Below are 16,670 nucleotides of genomic sequence, written 5' to 3' on the forward strand. Positions count from 1 at the left end.
GCCATCCTCGCTCCTCACTACGAAGCATGACGATTCCGTCATCTACCGTGGATGCATGACGGAACAGAGCGCCTACCGGCATCTCCGCGAGTTCCGTGAGGCTTTCAACCGGCCAGAGCCACTGGCCTGGCCGGAGATCAGCCATGGCCAACTGTTGATGACGATGAGCCCGAAGAAGCAGCATCAGTTGGTTGCTCACCGCCTTCGTACGCAACTGGAGCCCCAGTTGGGCATGAACCTGGTGCTCATGCTCGTAACCGATATGGAAGATGCCGGACTCGGCATCCTGCGTGTACCGGATCTCGTCGTGATCGACGAAGAGGAAGCCGTAGCCGACAGCGATGCGATCGACCCCCGCCGCTGCCATCTGGTGATCGAAATTGTCTCCCCGTCCAATCCGAGCAACGACTACGAGGGCAAGCTGCGTGACTACCCAGCCATGGGAGTGCCGCATTACCTGATCGTCGACCCCCGCAACGGGAGCGCAGTGCATCACTGGGCACCAACGAACCGAAGCGGCGCGCCCACGTACGACAACAGGCAGCACTACACGTTCTCGGACACCATCACCATCGCCGACTGGAAGATCGATACTGCCGGCCTGCCCCGTTACAGCAGGGACGGGCAGTGAACGACACGCAGACCTGGTGCGGTTCTGGCGCCGACAGCGAGGAATGTCCCAGGCGCGCCTGGCCGAACTCGCCGGAACCGGGCAAGCCGCCATCTCGCGCATAGAATCCGGGCGGGATCTGCCCACCCTGACGCTTCTGGAACGTATCGCCTCGGCATTGGACTGCCAGTTGACAGTCGCCTTTACGTCCGACGTCGAACAGATACCGCCTTCGACTTGAGCATCTCTTCCTGGGGCGCGTACCCGTTGCACCGGGTGACGTCCGACCTCGGTTCCATCCGCGCCGCCCGTGCCGCCCCCCTCCTGGGGTTTACGCCTTGACCGGGTCGCTGCCCGGCTGCTTCACGAGGCGATCGCCGACCGCGATCGACTTCCACAGCCGGCGGTCGATGCGCACCTTGACGAACTGGCCGTCCGTACGCCGCAGCTTGACGAAGTGGTACATGTTCGCGCCGTCGAGCATGCCCCGCGACTTGTCCTCGATGACGCCTTCCCAGGCGTCATCTGATCCTGGTTTGTGGGATTTGAACATGCTGCAAGGCTACGGAGGGCGGGAGGCACGGTGCAGTGTCGAGAGGCACGGATATCGCGGTACGGGTGTCGCGCGAGGAGCCGTACAAATGTCCCGGGCGGCGTGACGGCCGGGGTCAGTCCGTCAGCTCCTGACGCGACCGCACCGGCGCCTTCGAGCCGCGGAACTCCGGAGCCGATGTGTCAGCGGTGGTGAACGCCGTGAGGGAGAAGTGCGGCCTCGCCGGTGTGGACGGCCCGCATGGCGCGCTCGACGGTCTCCTCGTTTTCGCCGACGGGGGCCACGTAGTCCAGGACGCCGCGCGCCGCGTCCTGGCCGAGCGTGCGGGTGATCACCCATGTGGCGAGATACTGGGACGCCAGGCAGCCGCCCGCGGTGGCGATGTTCCCCTCGGCGTGGAACGGCGTGTCCAGCACGGTGACGCCGGCGGCCTCGACGAAGGGTCGGCTCTTCATGTCGGTGCAGGCGGGCATGCCGTCCAGCAGCCCGAGCCGGGCGAGTACCAGCGCGCCGGAGCACTGCGCTCCGACCAGCTGTCGCGAGGGGTCGAGCGGCAGCCTGGAGAGCAGCAGGTCGTCGGCGGCCACGTCGCGCGCCTTCACTCCGCTGCCGATCAGCACGACGTCGGCTTCGGTCACGAACTCCATCGGGCGCTGCCCGGTCACCTCGACGCCGTTCATCGACGTGACCACCGGCGTCGGTGTCGTGATGAAGGCTTCCAGGCCGTCCTTCCGGCACCGGTTGATCAGTGCGGAGGCGATGAAGCTGTCGAGCTCGTTGAATCCGTCGAAGGTGACCACGGCTACCTGCACGGCATCTCCTCAAGGCACGGCGCTGACGGCACTGGAGGTGCAGCTTCTCAGGCGCTCCGTGCACCGGTCGCGGGCCAATGGGCACTCGGTGGCTCATCCCGTCGGTGACCCGTTTGTCGAGCCCGTTTGTCGGGGTCTGCCATGCGCTGGAAGGTGGAAGGGGGGCGTACGTGGCCGCGGGCCGGCGGAACGACGGCGAGGCGGCACGGGCCCCTCGTCCGCGGAGAGGAGCCGAGTGGCATGGCATCCCCCTTGAGCGTGAACGTGTTCACGGCACCGGAGAAGGAGCTGGTGGCCGAGCGGTCCCGGCCCTTCGGACCGCCGCCGGCCTGGGATCCGATGACCTCGACCCTGGTCTTCGGCGAGCACGACGCCGTCCTGGTCGACGCCCTCACCACGGCCGCCGAGGCCGAGGCCCTGGCGGCCTGGGTAGGGCTGCACCACCGCAACCTGACCACGATCTACGTCACCCACGGCCACCTGGATCACTTCGCCGGCCTCGGCGTGCTGCTGCGCCACTTCCCCGACGCCCGCGCCATCGCCACCGCGAAGACGGTCGCGTACGCGCGCGAGCAGGTCGGGAGGCTGCCGTTCTACCGCAGGCTGTGGCCCGGACAGCTTCCGGCCGCCGCCGTCGTGCCCGAACCCTGGAACGAGGAGACCTTCTCGCTGGAGGGCCACGAGCTGCGGATCATCGAGCAGGGCCAGACCGATGCCGTCGACTCCACCTCCCTGTACGTGCCCGCCCTGGATCTCGTCGTCGGCGGAGACGTCCTCTACAACCGCTGCCACATGTTCGTCGCCGCCACCACACCGGAGAGCCGTGAGAACTGGATCGCCGCACTGGACCGCCTCGCCGCCCTGAACCCGAAGACGGCGGTCGCCGGCCACAAGAAGCCGGGCTCCCCGGACACCCCCGACATCATCACGGCGACCAGGAACTACCTCACCGACTTCGGCCGGCTCCAGCAGGAAACCGGCAGCGATCAGGAGCTCTACGACGCCATGACCGAGCTGTATCCCGACTGGGTCAGCCATCAGGCGTGGCTGATGTTCGGCTTCTAGAGATTTGACGGCTGGGATTACGAAGGAGCACATCCCCTTGGGGCTGTGGATGCCGCGCGGAGCCATCGCGCCGGGAAGGTCGACCGCCAAGATCGGCGGCAGGCTGCTGATCGCTGCAACAGTCGCCTTGCACGTCTACGATGCGGTGGCCCCACCGAGCGGATCCAGGCGGCCTCCACGACGGTGTCAGCACGGCGGGCGGCCTCGCGGGCGCGGGTTACGGCTCCGGGTTCGGGGAAGACCTCCGGACTGTCGGACCCGCGGTCGGCGGGATCTTGGGAGGTGTCGTCGGTGGCGTGGACGGGATCGGCATCGGCATCGGCATCGGCATCGTGGACGGGATCGAGGATCTGCCGTAGATGAGGACTTGGCTGGACAGGCTGTTCAGGAAGGAGCAGCCCCGCATCGTGCATGAGGACGCGGCGGCGGTCTCGTCGCCGGGCCCGGTGTGGAGCGATCCCGAGATCCCGGACGAAGAGCGCGCGGTTCTGCTCGTACGCCTCATCGAAGACCCCACGGCGCACGAGAGCGATCAAGACGACGCGGCGTCGGATCTGGAGTTCCTCTCCGGTCCGTTCGTCGAGGCGGCCCTGATCCGGGCCATCCGGGCGGGGGACTTCCGCAGCGACTTGGCCCAGCGCTGCGCCGAGTCCCTTGCCGGAATCTGGGCCAGGGAGGGCCACGTGGACCCCGACTTCCTGGCGGAACTGCGCAGCCTGGCGAAGGATGAGGTCTTCGGCATCCTCGGCATCCGCGCCCCACACCTGCTGCCGCCCGGCACCCTCTAGAAGATCTTTGACGGCTCGCCAGGCGCCCAGGTCCGCCCCCCTCTTTTATGACGAGCCACTGCTCGTCCCTCCAGGCGGCGATCTCCAGCAGGTCAACGGGCCGTCTGTGCCTTGTCCGTGGACCGGATCTCTCTGTCGGAGGACTAGCGCGGCGTGGTGTCGTCGGGCTTGAACAGGTCGCCGTGGCCGGGCACGATCAGGTCCGCGGCGGCCAGCACCCGCAGCCGGGAGGCGCGCAGCAGCTCGCGGTCGGGGGCTACGGGGTCGTCCGCCGGACCGTTCGCGTCCCACCACAGGTCACCGGCGAAGGCGACCACTCCCGAGTCCGTGCCGGCCAGCAGCGTGATGTCCTCGGGGCTGTGGCCCGGAGTGCGGATCAGGCGTAGTGACGGGGTGAGTTCGTAGCCCTCCGCGTCCCGGTTGCGCCACTGGTCGCCCGAGTACTCCACCTTGTGGTCGTGCACACGGGCCTGCCCGAACAGGCCCACGTTCATGGTGTTGTCGGGGTGGTGGTGGCTGAGTACGACGTCGGTGATGTCGTCGGGGCCGAGGCCCAACTCCGCGAGCGGGGCCAGGATCCGGTCGGGGCTCGCCACCATGCCCGGGTCGAAGATCACGTGCTGGCCCGCGTCGGCCACGTAGGAGACGGTGGCGGCGACTCCGGGACCGGTGGAGCCCGTGTAGCCGGTGGTCAGGATCGTGTACACGGCGCTGCGGCCGAGCGGTGCGTCTGTCATGGCCTCAATCCTTCCGGGCGGTCGGTGAGTTCACGAGTGGCACGGTTGCCGCTGATCGCAGGATTCGTGCCACACTGCGGGTGTGTCCCCCTTCGTGACCGTGGCCGCGTATGCCCCGCCGGGAGTCGGCCTGCTCGCCGTCGGCATCGTCGCCGAGGTCTTCGGTCCGCACGGCGAGGAGGTGCCCGGCTTCGACTTCGCCCTGTGCACGGACCGGCCGGGGCCGGTCCCCACCGACACGGGGGTTCCGATCACCGTCACGCACGGTCTGGACCGGCTCGCCTCCGCCGATCTCGTGATCGCCCTGCCCTGGGCGGACTTCCGCACACCACCCGAGCGAGCCGTGCTCGCCGCGCTGTCCGACGCCCACGAGCGCGGCTCACTGGTCTCGGCGCACTGCGTCGGCGTGTTCGCGCTCGCCGCCGCCGGACTGCTCGACGGCCGACGGGCCACCACCCACTGGCGGTTCGCCGACCTGCTCGCCCGTCGTCACCCGGACGTCACCGTCGAACCCGACGCCCTCTACATCGACGAGGGGCGCGTCGTCACGGGCGCGGGAGCCGCCGCGGGCTTCGATCTGTGCCTGCACCTGCTGCGGCGGGAGCACGGGGCGGCGATGGCCAACGCGATCGCCCGGGACGTGGTGCTGCCCTCCCACCGCGACGGCGGGCAGGCGCAGTACCTGGCGGCCCCCGCCCCCGAGGACTGCCGTGACGAGCGTCTGGCCGAGGTACTGGAATGGGCCCGCGAGAACCTCCACCAACCGCTTCCCGTGGCGGAATTGGCGCGACGTGCCGTGATGAGCAAACGCTCCTTCGCCCGTCGGTTCACCGCCGCGACCGGCACCACCCCGCATGCCTGGCTGCGCGGCCTGCGGCTGAGCAGCGCCGAGGAACTCCTGGAGACGACCGACCTGCCGGTCGAGGAGATCGCCCACCGTGTCGGATACGGAAGCGCGGCCGTCCTGCGCGAACAGTTCGTGCGCCGCCGGGGAGTGCCGCCCCGCTCCTACCGCCGCTCCTTCACGAACACGCCGTAACGAGCGGCGGCCACGGGACGGGAAGCTCTCGCGCCGCACCGCACCGCACCGCGCCAGGCCGGTCCGCCCTCGCCTGTGGCCCCAGCGCCCCGCCGCCAGGTCAGGCAGCAGTGAAAGCCTCCACGGGGGCGTCGTCCAGGACGAATCCGTTGTCGAGCCGGACGCGGGCCGTGACGCGGAGCATCCGTCGCTGGTAGGCAGCCCACTCCTCTTCCAGGGCCCCCACCTGCTCCTCCAGTTGCCTTCTGCTCGCCGGCGGCATCTGGGGGCCGAAGTCGTCGAGGAGCGACTTGAGGCGCAGGTACTCACGGACCTCGTGGCTCTGCTCGCGGTGATGCTCGTCCACACGCTCGACGGTGCCCTCGATGCCCGCCGCCAGCGACAGGGAGGAGGCGGCGAAAGCACCCGTCTCCTCCAGGAGCTCCCCGGCCGGGGTCACCGCCCCCGCCAACCGGAGATCCGCCGCCAGCCGCACCCGTTGGCCCACGTTCAGCGTCATCGGTCCTTCGTCCTTCTCGTCGGTCACCGGCGATCCGGTGCACGGGGCGTCGCCGGATGTTCCGGAGCAGACATGATCATCCCACCCCCGCCTCGTGCCACCCCGCCTCACGCCACCCCGCCTCGTGCCGGAGCGGGTTCAGTCCCGGGCCGCCGCTTCAAGCCGCTCGGTCGGTCCCGCGAAGGCCAGATACAGGGAGCGGGAGCTGAGCAGCCAGCGGCCTTCCACCTTGCGGAACGTGTCCTCGTAGTGGCCGACCTGCGTCGGGGCCCGCGGGGGCGCGAAACCGCCGCTGTGTCCGTCGACGCGGTAGGTCGTGAAGTACGTGGTCGCGGTGGCCGTCGCCTCGGATGTGACGGTGACCAGGATGTTCGTGCAGATCCGGCGCGAGAGCCGGCCCGCGGGCCGGCCGGCGAAATACGACCGCAGCGCGTCACGGCCCTGAATCCGGCGGTCGCCTTCCGTCCACTCCCAGAAGCCGGCGTCCGTGAAGAGATCGGCCACGTCGCCCGGGTCGCCGAGGTCGAGTGTGTGGACGAACTCGACGATGAGGCGTTCGCAAGCCCGCTCGGCGAGCAGACGGTCCATGGGATCGAGCAGACGGTCCGTGGGATCCAGCGCTTCGGTGGTCATCCCCCTGTCGTATCAGGATGATCAAGGGCACTGCGACGGCTTTCATCGCCTTCGTGCCCCGCGAGGCTGCGCGAGCGTGTCCGGCGACCCCGGTCGGCGGCCCACCCCACGCACCCCTCGCGGAACCCCGGCAGGCAGGGGGCGAACCCGGGTCGGCCGGCCGGCCCCCGCGCTTCGCCCCCTGCTGCTCGGCTCTCAGCTCTCGGCGCCTGTGGCCGCCCCCTCGCCGTGCTCGTCGACGACCGCGCGCTCGAGTACGGCCGTGCTGCCCATGAGCGTGTCGGACGTGATGCCCTTCTGCTTGTCGTGGGTGATGAAGCCGCGTGCGCCGAGGAACGCGAGGCTGTGCTTGTCGAAGATCCATTCGTCGCGGGTGGCGGAGGAGGGGTCCTCGCGTGTGATGGCGATCCCGTGCCGGCCGGCCACGTCGACGGCGTCCGGGATCTCCTTGACGCCCGGTATCCTCGCGGCCGCCTTGTACAGGGCGGCCGTGTTCCGCGGCGGCATCAGCGTCTGGCTCAGCAGGTCGCCGATCAGGGAGAAGACGGCCTGCTCCCTGGACTCTCCGTCGAACACGCGGACGTCGTGGCGCAGCCGGGTGAGCAGGGCGTCGGGGTCCGTCGGCAGCGAGGACAGCCAGGCGTACGTGGGGTGGTCGACGCCCGCCGGGACCGCCTCGGTGGACTCGATGGGGATCGTCTCGTCGGGCATGACGGCGTCCTTGCCGGACTCGCGCATCCAGCCCGTGGTCTTGAGGGGCCTGGGGTCCTGGGAGGTCCAGGTCTCCACCGTGTGCGGGGCGCCGAGTTCCACGGGCCCTTCGAACGTGCCCTTGTTCGACACGGCCAGGCTCCTGACGTACACGAACTGGTCCTCCCTGACCGGTGTGACGTCACTGGCCATGGCGGCGACGGCGATCCGGTTCAGGGTGACGGAGGCGTTCTGGGCGCGGGCGCTGCCGGTGGCTGCCCGGTCCGTCGGCGCGGGCCCGTGACTCCCGCCAGTGCCGGTGAGCGTGACGGCAGCCAGCGCCGCGGCCAGCGCCGCCGAGGCGAGGGGTACCAGGACGGTCGGGCGCGTCAGCCGGCGGCGCGGGGCCGGGCCCGCGGCCTGGCCCGCAGCCGGGACGGGGGCGTGGCCGAGGTCTTGGTCGATCTGCTGCATCAGGACGTCCTTGTGGTGGAGGTGCCGCTCCGGCGGGAGGTCCCATTCGGCCGGTGCGGACAGCAGCTCCAGCGCGTCCTCGGTCCGTCGACCGTCGGCGTTCATCGGGTCTCCTCCTGCAGGAACAGGGCCGCGAACGCGGCCTCACTCTCCATCTCTCCACGGGGGCCGGACGGTTCCGTCCTCGCGCCGTCCTGCGCGGAGCTGAGCTTCGCGAGCCGGGCCCGGGCACGCGACAGCCTGGAGCGTACGGTGCCGACGGGGACCCCGAGCGTCTGCGCGGCCTGCCGGTAGTCCAGCCCGGCCGACACGCACAGCGCGAACACCTCGCGCTCCTGGCGGCGCAGCCCGCTGAGCGCCTGGTGGACCAGCGCGAGCCGGCGGGCGTCGTCGATCCGCCCGGCCGTCTCCTCCGCGAAGTCCTCCACGGGACGCGGCTGCGGGCTGCGCGCGAGGAAGGCGAGCCGCCGGCGCAGACTCCGGTTGGCGTTGCGGGCCTTGTGCGTGGCGATGCCGAGCAGCCAGGGGCCGAGCGGTCCGCCGTCCGGCTCGACCCGTTCCCGGCCGCGCCAGGCGGCGAGGAACGTCTCCGACATGACCTCCTCGGCCTGTGACCAGTTGCCGGTCAGCCTCAGGGCATGGTTGTAGACCGCCCGCGCGTACTGGTCGTAGAGCTCGGCGAACGCCGCCCGATCCCCCGCCCGTATGCGCGCGCGCATGGACTCCGCTGGTTCTTTATGACTCACACTCGGTACTCTCCGCGCCCCGCCCGAAGTTCCTGTGGCGCGCGTCACGCCCCGGCCGCGACGGGGTCATCGGGGATGGCGTACGAGCAGCACGGCCTCGACGTCTCCAGTCTGCGCCCGGTACAGGTGCGGGATGTCGGCGGCCCAGGTGCCGTGCATGCCGGGGCCGACGAGAACGGGGTTCTCGACGTCACCGACGAGGGCGGTGCCGGTGAGGACGATGATGTGCTCGGTGGTGCCCGGAGAGTGGGCCGCGGATTCCTGCGTCGCCCCGGAGCGGATGCGGATCCGGTAGGTCTCCGTGACGGAGGTGTCGGCCTCGAACCTCTCCAGCAGCACCGCGTCGACGGCGTCCCCGGAGATCGTGGCGGGAGACCCGAGATCGTGCAGAACGCTGCTCAGCGGCACCTTGAGCGCGGTGGTCAGGGCGTAGAGCGTTTCCAGAGTCGGATTGCGCCGTCCGCTCTCCAGTTCGGAGAGCGTCGCCTTGCCGACCTTGGACCTGCGCGCCAGTTCGGACAGGGACATCCGCTGTCCCTCGCGCAGCCCTTTCAGACGCAGGCCGACGCCGGCTGCCAGATCCATGCCGCTCCTGTCCGTTCCGCGAAAGCCGGTTGATGCCGGGGGCTCGAGAGATCTATCGTTCCACATACAGAACGTTCCGTATATGGAACGCGACGCATGGAACGCACCTTCGGTGCGAGGAGGAGTCGCATGGTGCCCCAGGAAGACACGCCCTTGCCCGCACGCAGCGTGGAGGTGGCCCGCATCCTCGCCGAGGCCGGCATGACGGGACGGGTGCGCGAGCTGACGGATTCGGCGCGCACGGCCGCCGAGGCCGCGGCGGCCCTGGGCTGCGACGTGGGTGCGATCGCCAACAGCCTCGTCTTCATCTCCGACGGCGAGCCCGTCCTCGTACTGACCAGCGGCCGCCACAAGGTGGACACCGCGGCACTGGCCACCCGCTGGAAACGCGGCCCGCTCCGCCGCGCCACCCCGGAACAGGTGCGCCGGGCCACCGGGCAGGCCATCGGCGGAGTGGCCCCCGTCGGTCACCCCCAGGCACTCCCCGCCGTCGTCGACGCGGCCCTGGCCGACTATCCGCGGCTGTGGGCCGCGGCCGGAACTCCTCACACGGTGTTCCCCACATCCGTCGACGAGCTCCTCCGTCTCACCGGCGGACTGCTGCTGCCCGTCGGCCCGTGACCCGTATCCCTCCCCGAAGGGAAGCAACACACCTGGTGGCGGCGGTCCGTGGGCGTTCGGGAGGGTCATGTGCAGCCCCGTATACGGGCCTTGGCACTGTGCGCGGTCGGGTCATGAAGTAACTGACCTGCAGGCGCCCCGAGTTGGCGAGATGCGGAAACCGCGTGGCATCGCGTGAGCGGCCTCGGCCATGATGTGCGGCGACGTTGTCCCTCACAGAGGCGGTTGCCAAGTTGACGCTGTCCCCGGCCACACAGGCCATCCTCGACCGATGCTCCGGCCCTGACGCCCCGGGGGTGACGCGGCAGTGGGAGTCCATGGCCGCCGAGACCGTGCTCCGGCACGGCGGCCCGGCCGACGCGGAGGCGCTTCTGCCGCTGTTCCTCTCGGCGCCCGCCGCGCACGAGGCGCTGCTGCCGGTCCTCGCCCGCCACGGCGACCGGCGGCTGGCCGAGCGCCTGCTGGAGGCGACGGTCGAGGGCGGCCGGCTGCGCGAGGACGTGCCGTCCGGCGTGCTCCACGCCGTGGGCCGCCTGGGGTACACCCCGGCCACCTCCCTGTTGTGGGAGCACGTCGACGGCTTGTACGAGGTGTCGAAGGACGCGTGCCTCGGCCTGCTGCATCTGCCGTGCGAGGAGCTGCGGGGCGCGATCGCCGAGGCGTTGGAGAAGCACGAGGGGTCCGCGCTGTTCCCTGAGTTCCTGCCCGTCCTGGCCCCGAAGACCGAGGACCCGGCATGGCTGGAGCGGCTCGTCGCATGGGGCGAGAGCCACGCCTCGGTCGACTGCAACGGCGGCCTGATCCTGGGGATCTCCCTGCACGGCGACCGTGCGCGCGCCGCTTTCACCCGTCTGGTGTGGGACGACCGCTGGGAGGCCTGCGGCAGCGGCACCGGATCGGCGCTGTGGACGTACGCGGGTACGCGCGTCCTGGGCCTCGGTCTGCCGCAGTTGTACGCCGACCTGCGGGCGCGGTTGCGTACCGGCGCGGACCTAGACGGCCAGTGGGACGCCCTGCGGTCGTTCGTCACGCTGCTGCGGCTTCGGTGCGCGGACGTCTGGACCGGCGTGGCGGCGGCCGAGGCCCGGCCCGAGAGCTGCGACACGCTGTACGGCCTGCTGTTCACCCCGACGTCCGGCGATGGCGACACGCCCGGCGACCTCACCGATCTCGCCGACCTGACCGATCTTGCCGACCGTGCCGACCGCGCCTTCGGCGACGGCACCTTCCTGTCGGACGAGGTCCGCAACCTGGAGGACGCCCTTCGCACCGCGGCGGAACACGAGTGGGCGTTGCGCGCGGCGGCCTCACGCTGACGGGGCAGACACCGGGCACCGGACACGGGTGATTCCCGGGCGAGGACGGCCGAGGGTCCGGCACCCATGAGCAGCCGACGAGCAACCTTTGGTTGCGAAAGATGTCGGCGTCGCCTATCGTGATGTGCAACCAAAGGTTGCGAAAGGTGGCTGCGGACATGGAGTACGGGAGCATCGAGCGCGAGCTGTACGTCGACGCCCCGCCCCAGGTGGTGTTCGACGTGCTCACCGAACCCGAGCACATCCGGGACTGGTGGAGCGCGGAGAACGACTTCGAGGCGACCCCCGGCAGGCCGGGCAGCCTCACCTGGACCGACGAGAGCAGCGGCACCCGCAAGTCCGCGCCGTTCACGGTCGTCGAGTCCGATCCGCCGCGCACCCTGTCGTTCCGGTGGACCTACGACGAGGGAGAGACCGCGGCCCCCGGCAACTCACTGCTGGTGACCTTCGAACTCGTCCCGTCGGGCGAGGGGACCACGCTCCGCTTCCGCGAGAGCGGGTACCGCGAACGCGGCTGGGAGGCCGCCGTGCTCGAGGCGCACTACAACGACCACCGGCAGGGCTGGGACTTCTATCTGCCCCGCCTGGCGGCGACCGCAAAGCAGGCGGCGGGCGCGCGATGAGCACCGGTGTCGACGACGGTCTGTGGTCGGCGATCGGCGACCCGACCAGGCGCCGCATGATCGACCTGCTGCTGGCCGAGGGGCAGGGCACCGCGACGACCCTCAGCGCCCGTCTGCCCGTCACCCGGCAGGCCGTGACCAAGCATCTGACCGTGCTCGACCGGGCCGGACTCGTCCGGTCCACGCCGGCCGGCCGGGAGCGGCGCTACCACGTCGACGAGGCTCAACTGGCGCGGGCGGTGGCCCAGTTGCATTCGGTGGGCGCGCTGTGGGACGCCCGGCTGGAGCGCATCAAGAAGATCGCCGAGGCGATCCAGCGAGCCAAGAACGAGAAGAAGTAGCGAGCCCGACAACGAGAAGAAGCGAGGAGATCGAGATGGCGGACATCCTGCACCGGGTCGGCACGACGGCGGCCCCGGACAAGGTCTACCAGGCACTCACCACGGTCGACGGTCTGGCCGCATGGTGGACGACCGACACCAAGGGCAGCGGCGACGACGTGCTGCAGTTCCGCTTCGGCGACGTCGGCGGCTTCGACATGAAGGTCCTCGAACTGCGGCCGGACACCCGGGTGCGGTGGGAGGTCGTCGACGGTCCCGAGGAATGGATCGGCACCACGGTGACCTTCGACCTCAAGCAGGACGGCGAATGGACGATCATCCTGTTCGCGCACGAAGGATGGCGCGAACAGGTGGAGTTCATGAACCACTGCACCACCAAGTGGGCGCTGTTCCTGATGAGCCTGAAATCCCTGGTGGAGACGGGCACCGGCGCACCGCACCCGCACGACGTGCAGATCAGCAACTGGCACTGACCCGCCCGCGTACGCCCATCATCCCCGCGATCAGCCGAAGGTCAGGACGTACGCCTGGACGCCGGACGGTCAGCGCACGGGCCGGACGGTCAGCGGATGCCCCCGGTACGAGGCACGCACGCCCGCCCGGGGCGCTCCCGTCAGGGCGCGTTCGGGCGGGCGTGCGGCGTCGGTTTGAGCAGGTGTCAGCTCTTGGGCATGAGCACGGTGTCGATGATGTACACGTTGGCGTTGGCGGTCTTCACGTTGCCGCAGACCACCTTGGCGGAGTCGTTGACCGTGTAGGACTCGCCCGAACCGGACGTCATGAGCTTCGACTTCTCCAGCGTGGTGAAGGAGCCGTTCTCCAGGTCCTTCGGCGTCAGCTTCTGGCCGACGACGTGATAGGTGAGGATCTTCGTCAGCTGGGCCTTGTCGTTGAGGACCTTGTCCAGGGTCGCCTTCGGGATCTTGGCGAAGGCGTCGTTGGTCGGCGCGAACACGGTGATGTTCTCGGCGTTGTTGAGCGTGTCGACCAGGCCGGCCTTCTTCACCGCCGCGACCAGCGTGGACAGGGCCGGGTTGTTGGAGGCGGCGGTGGCCACCGGGTCCTTGGCCATACCGTCGAAGGAACCGGCGCCGTCCTTCGGTACGGAGGAACACGCCGGGCCGAACGGCTCGTCCATGCTGCTCGCGCTGCTGCCGGCGCCGGCCATGTCGTCACTGCTCTTGGTCGCCGAAGCCGCCGCCGAGCCGGCGGAATCGGCCTTGTCCGAGTCACTGCCATTGGAGCAGGCGGCCAGGGCCAGGGGCAGCACGGCCGCGGCAGCGAAGAGACCGGTGGTACGACGGATACGGGTGTTCATCACTTCTCCTGTTGAACGGTGCAGCACGATGCGGCTGCGTCCGGGGGTGTCGGGAAGGGCATTTCGCGAAAGCGAACGCCGCTCACGGGATGGGAGCGGGAGGACCGGAGGGTTGGTCGACGGTCACGACCGCGCAGTGCCGGCCATCGGCGCCGCAGGGAAGGACGCGGGTGCGTCTGCCTGTCAGCGGGTCGGCGAGGGCGGCGGAGTCGGCCGCCCGACGGCCGCCGCCCCCACGGCCCCGAAGAGAAGGACCTCGGCGGTTCCGACCCTCCGAACCGGTCTCAACTGCGGACACACCACCGCAGCGACCACTCCGGCGGACCGCCGGCACGACGAAGCCGGCCGACGCCCCGCTCGGCGCACCCAGCGCCGGACGTGGCCGGCCAGGCCGTGCTCGCCGGTCCCTCTCTTCGTCCCTCACACGGGGAATCCGGTTCTGCGCACCGGACGGATTGGCCCGTCCACCTGATCGGGTGAAAAGAAATCTCCCACCAATCCGTCCGGCGTTCCGCTACGGATTACACAGTTGCAACGCCACCGGCCGTCGCCGTCTCCGGGCCCGGAGGCACCGCCGGCACCGCCGCCGGCACCACCGCCGACAGCACTTCGCCCGCCGGAGCCGATCTCCGACGGGCGAAGGACATGCCGTGATGGGGTGCCGTGATGGGATGCCCTGATGGGGTGGTGGGTCAGTCCCAGTGACCGTTGATCCAGAACCAGTCCCAGTGACCGGGAACGTAGAACCACTTGTAGTGGTCCCAGTAACCGTGGTGCCAGTGACCGTGGTGGTCGCGGTAGCCGTCGTGCCACGACCTGTGGTCGGTCCACTTCTTCTCCCAGTGGCCCTTGACCCACTTCTTCTCCCAGTGGCCCTTGACCCAGTGGTGCCCGCCGTGGTCCCCGTGCTGGCCGGCCACGACAGCCGGCGCCGAGGCGGGCGCCGCCGACGCGGTACCGGCCATGCCCAGTGCCGCACCGCCCGCCAGCAGACCGGCCGCCGCGGCACCTGCCATCAGGCGCTGAACGCGATTGAGCGCTCTCATCGAGAATCCTCCTCCGAGGGGAAAGGCGATGGTTCGTCGCCTCGTGTGTCACAAGGCATTCGAAGCGGCAGCACCGTCAGATGACTTGAACCAGAAGAAGAATGACGTGCCGAGAATGTTCACTTTTCATGCTCTTTTCGCGGCATCCAGGACGGCTGCGGCTCCGGATCACCGACAGAGCCACAACACGCCCCTCCGGAGAGGAGGCACCGGCCATGACCGTCACCGCACCGGCTCCGGCTCCGGCAGCCCGAACTGGTCTCCCCCGCAGTCCTGTCACCGACCATCGGCTAGCCGTCGCCCTGCCCTACGGACTGCACACGCCGCGGGTGGCGCGGCAGATCACCGCCCGATGGCTGGCCGCGCATGGGGCTCCGGATGCGCGCACGGGCACCGTGGTGCTCATCGTCTCCGAACTGGTCACCAACGCCATCCGGTACACACATGAGCCCTGCACCCTCGAACTCACCTGGCACGGAAGCCGGCTGGACATCGCCGTCGCCGACCACGGCGAGACGCTGCCGGAGAAGTCCAGCACCCCGGGCGAGCGCGGCGGCTTCGGGCTCCCCCTCATCGAGGGGCTCGGAGGAAGGATCAAGACGGTTCCCGCGCTCGGCGGCAAGACCGTGCACGCGACGTTGACCCTCACCCCGTTCGGCGGCGGTCCGCTGTCGTCCGTCCGCGGTGTCCTGTGATCACGGCGTGGCGGCAGCAGCCGGATTCCGCCGGCGACCGGGTGCTTCGGCCGCCGACGCACCGGCGGGTCAGCGCAGTCCGGCGAAGAGGTCGTTCTCGGGTAGGGCGGCGCCGGTGGCGTCCTGGACCCGTACGAAGGTCTCCATGCCCATCAGTTCGCCGAACCGCTCCTTGCCCATCCTGAGGAAGAAGATGTTCTCGCCCTGACTGGCGTGCGCGGCCAGCGAGTCGAACTTCTGGCCGCTGAACGCGGTGGTGTCCACCCATGTGGTGATCTCGTCGTCGGGCAGGCCGATCTTGGCCAGCGCGGCCGCCTCGGCGGGATCCGGCTCCGGCATGTCCTCGCCGAACTCGCGCATGATCTCGCCGAACCGCTGCATGGCCGAGCGGGGCATCGTGGTCCAGTACACCTTGGGTGTCAGCTCGGTCATCTCCAGCGCGGCCATCGTGATGCGGTGGGCCTGGATGTGGTCGGGGTGGCCGTAGAAGCCGTTCTCGTCATAGGTGACGACCACATCGGGCCGGTAGTACCGCATGAGTTCCGCGAGCCGGGCCGCGCCCTCCTGCACCGGGGTCTGCCAGAAGGCTCCGGGGGCGTCGTTGTTCGGCCAGCCCATCATCCCGGAGTCGGCGTAGTCCAGCGTCTCCAGATCGCTGATCTTCAGGACGTCACGGCTCGCCTCGAGTTCCTGACGGCGCATCAAGGCGACCGCCGCCGGATCGTGCCCGGGTTCGCCCGGCTTGACGCCCCCCGGTCCGTCACCGCAACCGCCGTCGGTACAGGTCACGAGAACCGTGCGGATGCCTTCCGCCGCGTACCGCGCGAGGACCCCTCCGGTTCCGGTGGCCTCGTCGTCGGGGTGGGCGTGCACTGCCATGAGGGTCAAAGGCCGGTCGGTCATAAGAAACAGTCCTCCTGCAAGACGTACGTTGTGGTTCCGAGTGCGCGGCGGCGGACGTGCCGCGCCGCTGGGGCCCGGATCCCGGCGGGACGGACGACCTCGCGGCCCTCGTACTCCCCGCCGATGTGACACCGGCCCCTCGACAGATCCAACCGTTCCGGCCGGACCGGCTGTTCCCGGCGGGGTCGTTCGGCCGTCCGGGGGTTGGCGGCGCACCAGGGTGCGGGGGTGATCTGCGTCGCCGCCGACGCCGTGCACGATCCCCAGGCCGCGTACAACGGACTCCCTCTGGTCGGGAGAGACCTGCCGGAGCCGAAGAGCGACGCGATCGCGTATGCCGAGGCGAGGGAGGCGTACTTTCGCTACATGCCCGAGGGCTGCAGGGCAGCGGATGATTCCGAGGCCGTGATGCGCGGGCAACTGGTCGGGCAGATCCTGCGGTGCCCGTCCCTTGTCCATGGACGGGCACCGCTGTACCGCACCCGCACGACGTGCGAATCAGCAACCGGAACGGGCCCCGCCTGCGAGCATCTGCCGTCCCGGCACGCTCGCACGATCGTCGCGGCCATGCTCATG

General features: G+C 69.9%; 23 protein-coding genes. 12 read left to right on the forward strand and 11 right to left on the reverse strand.

Translation table 11 applies throughout. The features are described from left to right. The first annotated feature begins 55 nt into the window (after positions 1–55). Positions 56–631: a Uma2 family endonuclease gene (locus ACFYYF_RS29280; protein ID WP_388780536.1), complete on the forward strand. Its 576-nt coding sequence runs from the start codon at positions 56–58 to the stop codon at positions 629–631. 16 nt (positions 632–647) lie between these two features. Beyond that, on the forward strand, positions 648–851 hold the full coding sequence (locus ACFYYF_RS29285) for a helix-turn-helix domain-containing protein (protein ID WP_388780537.1): 204 nt from the start codon (positions 648–650) through the stop codon (positions 849–851). 90 nt (positions 852–941) lie between these two features. On the opposite strand, the gene ACFYYF_RS29290 is transcribed toward ACFYYF_RS29285, so the two are convergent. Then, on the reverse strand, positions 942–1,163 hold the full coding sequence (locus ACFYYF_RS29290) for a hypothetical protein (RefSeq protein ID WP_388780538.1): 222 nt from the start codon (positions 1,161–1,163) through the stop codon (positions 942–944). A gap of 182 nt (positions 1,164–1,345) precedes the next feature. Continuing rightward, positions 1,346–1,975, reverse strand: a complete 630-nt coding sequence (locus tag ACFYYF_RS29295) for a DJ-1/PfpI family protein (protein WP_388780539.1) — start codon at positions 1,973–1,975, stop codon at positions 1,346–1,348. Between the two features lie 240 nt (positions 1,976–2,215). Here ACFYYF_RS29295 and ACFYYF_RS29300 point away from each other — a divergent pair, with 240 nt between their 5' ends. The 3 genes from ACFYYF_RS29300 to ACFYYF_RS29310 all read left to right on the forward strand — a co-directional run bounded on the left by ACFYYF_RS29300 (position 2,216) and on the right by ACFYYF_RS29310 (position 3,828). After that, on the forward strand, positions 2,216–3,040 hold the full coding sequence (locus ACFYYF_RS29300) for an MBL fold metallo-hydrolase (RefSeq protein WP_388780540.1): 825 nt from the start codon (positions 2,216–2,218) through the stop codon (positions 3,038–3,040). Positions 3,041–3,180: 140 nt separating this feature from the next. Further along, positions 3,181–3,399 (forward strand): hypothetical protein, encoded by a 219-nt coding sequence (locus tag ACFYYF_RS29305; RefSeq protein ID WP_388780541.1) that lies wholly within the window; start codon positions 3,181–3,183, stop codon positions 3,397–3,399. Then, positions 3,400–3,828, forward strand: coding sequence for a hypothetical protein (locus ACFYYF_RS29310; protein WP_388780542.1), 429 nt, complete (start codon positions 3,400–3,402; stop codon positions 3,826–3,828). It begins immediately after the preceding gene. A 143-nt stretch (positions 3,829–3,971) separates the two neighbouring features. Here ACFYYF_RS29310 and ACFYYF_RS29315 read toward each other — a convergent pair whose 3' ends face one another. Next, entirely contained in the window at positions 3,972–4,565 is a 594-nt protein-coding gene (locus ACFYYF_RS29315; RefSeq protein WP_388780543.1) for an MBL fold metallo-hydrolase, read from the reverse strand. An 82-nt stretch (positions 4,566–4,647) separates the two neighbouring features. Between ACFYYF_RS29315 and ACFYYF_RS29320 the strand changes: the two genes are divergently transcribed. Continuing rightward, the gene (locus ACFYYF_RS29320) at positions 4,648–5,604 is read left to right on the forward strand and encodes a GlxA family transcriptional regulator (RefSeq protein WP_388780544.1); all 957 of its coding nucleotides are present in this window, start codon (positions 4,648–4,650) and stop codon (positions 5,602–5,604) included. 100 nt (positions 5,605–5,704) lie between these two features. On the opposite strand, the gene ACFYYF_RS29325 is transcribed toward ACFYYF_RS29320, so the two are convergent. The 5 genes from ACFYYF_RS29325 to ACFYYF_RS29345 all read right to left on the reverse strand — a co-directional run bounded on the left by ACFYYF_RS29325 (position 5,705) and on the right by ACFYYF_RS29345 (position 9,231). Beyond that, positions 5,705–6,130, reverse strand: coding sequence for a hypothetical protein (locus ACFYYF_RS29325; RefSeq protein ID WP_388780545.1), 426 nt, complete (start codon positions 6,128–6,130; stop codon positions 5,705–5,707). Between the two features lie 111 nt (positions 6,131–6,241). Continuing rightward, a complete protein-coding gene (locus ACFYYF_RS29330; protein WP_388780546.1) occupies positions 6,242–6,736 on the reverse strand; it encodes a nuclear transport factor 2 family protein in 495 nt (164 codons plus the stop codon). A gap of 195 nt (positions 6,737–6,931) precedes the next feature. Further along, complete coding sequence (locus ACFYYF_RS29335) at positions 6,932–8,005, reverse strand: CU044_5270 family protein (RefSeq protein ID WP_388780547.1); 1,074 nt, start codon at positions 8,003–8,005, stop codon at positions 6,932–6,934. Beyond that, entirely contained in the window at positions 8,002–8,619 is a 618-nt protein-coding gene (locus ACFYYF_RS29340; protein ID WP_365491459.1) for an RNA polymerase sigma factor, read from the reverse strand. The genes ACFYYF_RS29335 and ACFYYF_RS29340 overlap by 4 nt, the downstream gene beginning before the upstream one ends. A gap of 93 nt (positions 8,620–8,712) precedes the next feature. After that, on the reverse strand, positions 8,713–9,231 hold the full coding sequence (locus ACFYYF_RS29345) for a helix-turn-helix domain-containing protein (protein WP_388780548.1): 519 nt from the start codon (positions 9,229–9,231) through the stop codon (positions 8,713–8,715). 129 nt (positions 9,232–9,360) lie between these two features. Between ACFYYF_RS29345 and ACFYYF_RS29350 the strand changes: the two genes are divergently transcribed. The 5 genes from ACFYYF_RS29350 to ACFYYF_RS29370 all read left to right on the forward strand — a co-directional run bounded on the left by ACFYYF_RS29350 (position 9,361) and on the right by ACFYYF_RS29370 (position 12,605). Further along, positions 9,361–9,852, forward strand: a complete 492-nt coding sequence (locus ACFYYF_RS29350; RefSeq protein WP_388780549.1) for a YbaK/EbsC family protein — start codon at positions 9,361–9,363, stop codon at positions 9,850–9,852. A gap of 317 nt (positions 9,853–10,169) precedes the next feature. After that, positions 10,170–11,168, forward strand: a complete 999-nt coding sequence (locus tag ACFYYF_RS29355) for a hypothetical protein (protein WP_388780550.1) — start codon at positions 10,170–10,172, stop codon at positions 11,166–11,168. 158 nt (positions 11,169–11,326) lie between these two features. Then, positions 11,327–11,791, forward strand: coding sequence for an SRPBCC domain-containing protein (locus ACFYYF_RS29360; protein WP_388780551.1), 465 nt, complete (start codon positions 11,327–11,329; stop codon positions 11,789–11,791). Further along, positions 11,788–12,132: an ArsR/SmtB family transcription factor gene (locus tag ACFYYF_RS29365; RefSeq protein WP_388780552.1), complete on the forward strand. Its 345-nt coding sequence runs from the start codon at positions 11,788–11,790 to the stop codon at positions 12,130–12,132. Before ACFYYF_RS29360 ends, ACFYYF_RS29365 begins: the two co-directional genes overlap by 4 nt. A 35-nt stretch (positions 12,133–12,167) precedes the next feature. Next, positions 12,168–12,605 carry an SRPBCC domain-containing protein gene (locus tag ACFYYF_RS29370; RefSeq protein ID WP_388780553.1) on the forward strand — a complete coding sequence of 146 codons (438 nt, stop codon included), beginning with the start codon at positions 12,168–12,170 and terminating at the stop codon, positions 12,603–12,605. A gap of 185 nt (positions 12,606–12,790) precedes the next feature. Here the strand turns inward: ACFYYF_RS29370 and ACFYYF_RS29375 are convergent, their stop codons facing one another. Together ACFYYF_RS29375 and ACFYYF_RS29380 are read right to left on the reverse strand one after the other, a co-directional pair. Continuing rightward, on the reverse strand, positions 12,791–13,450 hold the full coding sequence (locus tag ACFYYF_RS29375) for a fasciclin domain-containing protein (protein WP_361692891.1): 660 nt from the start codon (positions 13,448–13,450) through the stop codon (positions 12,791–12,793). A 692-nt stretch (positions 13,451–14,142) separates the two neighbouring features. After that, complete coding sequence (locus tag ACFYYF_RS29380; RefSeq protein WP_388780554.1) at positions 14,143–14,496, reverse strand: hypothetical protein; 354 nt, start codon at positions 14,494–14,496, stop codon at positions 14,143–14,145. Positions 14,497–14,711: 215 nt separating this feature from the next. On the opposite strand from ACFYYF_RS29380, the gene ACFYYF_RS29385 reads away from it, so the two are divergent. Then, complete coding sequence (locus ACFYYF_RS29385) at positions 14,712–15,191, forward strand: ATP-binding protein (RefSeq protein WP_388780555.1); 480 nt, start codon at positions 14,712–14,714, stop codon at positions 15,189–15,191. 69 nt (positions 15,192–15,260) lie between these two features. Here ACFYYF_RS29385 and ACFYYF_RS29390 read toward each other — a convergent pair whose 3' ends face one another. Beyond that, positions 15,261–16,094, reverse strand: coding sequence for a PIG-L family deacetylase (locus tag ACFYYF_RS29390; protein WP_388780556.1), 834 nt, complete (start codon positions 16,092–16,094; stop codon positions 15,261–15,263). Positions 16,095–16,670 lie beyond the last annotated feature (576 nt).

This window comes from Streptomyces sp. NPDC001914, assembly GCF_042891215.1.
In the GTDB taxonomy this organism is placed as follows: Bacteria; Actinomycetota; Actinomycetes; order Streptomycetales; family Streptomycetaceae; genus Streptomyces.

Bases quoted from the DNA above. Each gene is read 5' to 3' on its own strand.
- ACFYYF_RS29315 (WP_388780543.1), bottom strand. From the start codon at position 4,565: ATGACAGACGCACCGCTCGGCCGCAGCGCCGTGTACACGATCCTGACC.
- ACFYYF_RS29330 (WP_388780546.1), bottom strand. From the start codon at position 6,736: ATGACCACCGAAGCGCTGGATCCCACGGACCGTCTGCTCGATCCCATG.
- ACFYYF_RS29370 (WP_388780553.1), top strand. From the start codon at position 12,168: ATGGCGGACATCCTGCACCGGGTCGGCACGACGGCGGCCCCGGACAAG.
- ACFYYF_RS29365 (WP_388780552.1), top strand. From the start codon at position 11,788: ATGAGCACCGGTGTCGACGACGGTCTGTGGTCGGCGATCGGCGACCCG.
- ACFYYF_RS29380 (WP_388780554.1), bottom strand. From the start codon at position 14,496: ATGAGAGCGCTCAATCGCGTTCAGCGCCTGATGGCAGGTGCCGCGGCG.
- ACFYYF_RS29310 (WP_388780542.1), top strand. From the start codon at position 3,400: ATGAGGACTTGGCTGGACAGGCTGTTCAGGAAGGAGCAGCCCCGCATC.
- ACFYYF_RS29305 (WP_388780541.1), top strand. From the start codon at position 3,181: ATGCGGTGGCCCCACCGAGCGGATCCAGGCGGCCTCCACGACGGTGTC.
- ACFYYF_RS29385 (WP_388780555.1), top strand. From the start codon at position 14,712: ATGACCGTCACCGCACCGGCTCCGGCTCCGGCAGCCCGAACTGGTCTC.
- ACFYYF_RS29340 (WP_365491459.1), bottom strand. From the start codon at position 8,619: ATGCGCGCGCGCATACGGGCGGGGGATCGGGCGGCGTTCGCCGAGCTC.
- ACFYYF_RS29280 (WP_388780536.1), top strand. From the start codon at position 56: ATGACGGAACAGAGCGCCTACCGGCATCTCCGCGAGTTCCGTGAGGCT.
- ACFYYF_RS29355 (WP_388780550.1), top strand. From the start codon at position 10,170: ATGGCCGCCGAGACCGTGCTCCGGCACGGCGGCCCGGCCGACGCGGAG.
- ACFYYF_RS29290 (WP_388780538.1), bottom strand. From the start codon at position 1,163: ATGTTCAAATCCCACAAACCAGGATCAGATGACGCCTGGGAAGGCGTC.
- ACFYYF_RS29350 (WP_388780549.1), top strand. From the start codon at position 9,361: ATGGTGCCCCAGGAAGACACGCCCTTGCCCGCACGCAGCGTGGAGGTG.
- ACFYYF_RS29390 (WP_388780556.1), bottom strand. From the start codon at position 16,094: ATGACCGACCGGCCTTTGACCCTCATGGCAGTGCACGCCCACCCCGAC.
- ACFYYF_RS29345 (WP_388780548.1), bottom strand. From the start codon at position 9,231: ATGGATCTGGCAGCCGGCGTCGGCCTGCGTCTGAAAGGGCTGCGCGAG.
- ACFYYF_RS29335 (WP_388780547.1), bottom strand. From the start codon at position 8,005: ATGAACGCCGACGGTCGACGGACCGAGGACGCGCTGGAGCTGCTGTCC.
- ACFYYF_RS29300 (WP_388780540.1), top strand. From the start codon at position 2,216: ATGGCATCCCCCTTGAGCGTGAACGTGTTCACGGCACCGGAGAAGGAG.
- ACFYYF_RS29375 (WP_361692891.1), bottom strand. From the start codon at position 13,450: ATGAACACCCGTATCCGTCGTACCACCGGTCTCTTCGCTGCCGCGGCC.
- ACFYYF_RS29360 (WP_388780551.1), top strand. From the start codon at position 11,327: ATGGAGTACGGGAGCATCGAGCGCGAGCTGTACGTCGACGCCCCGCCC.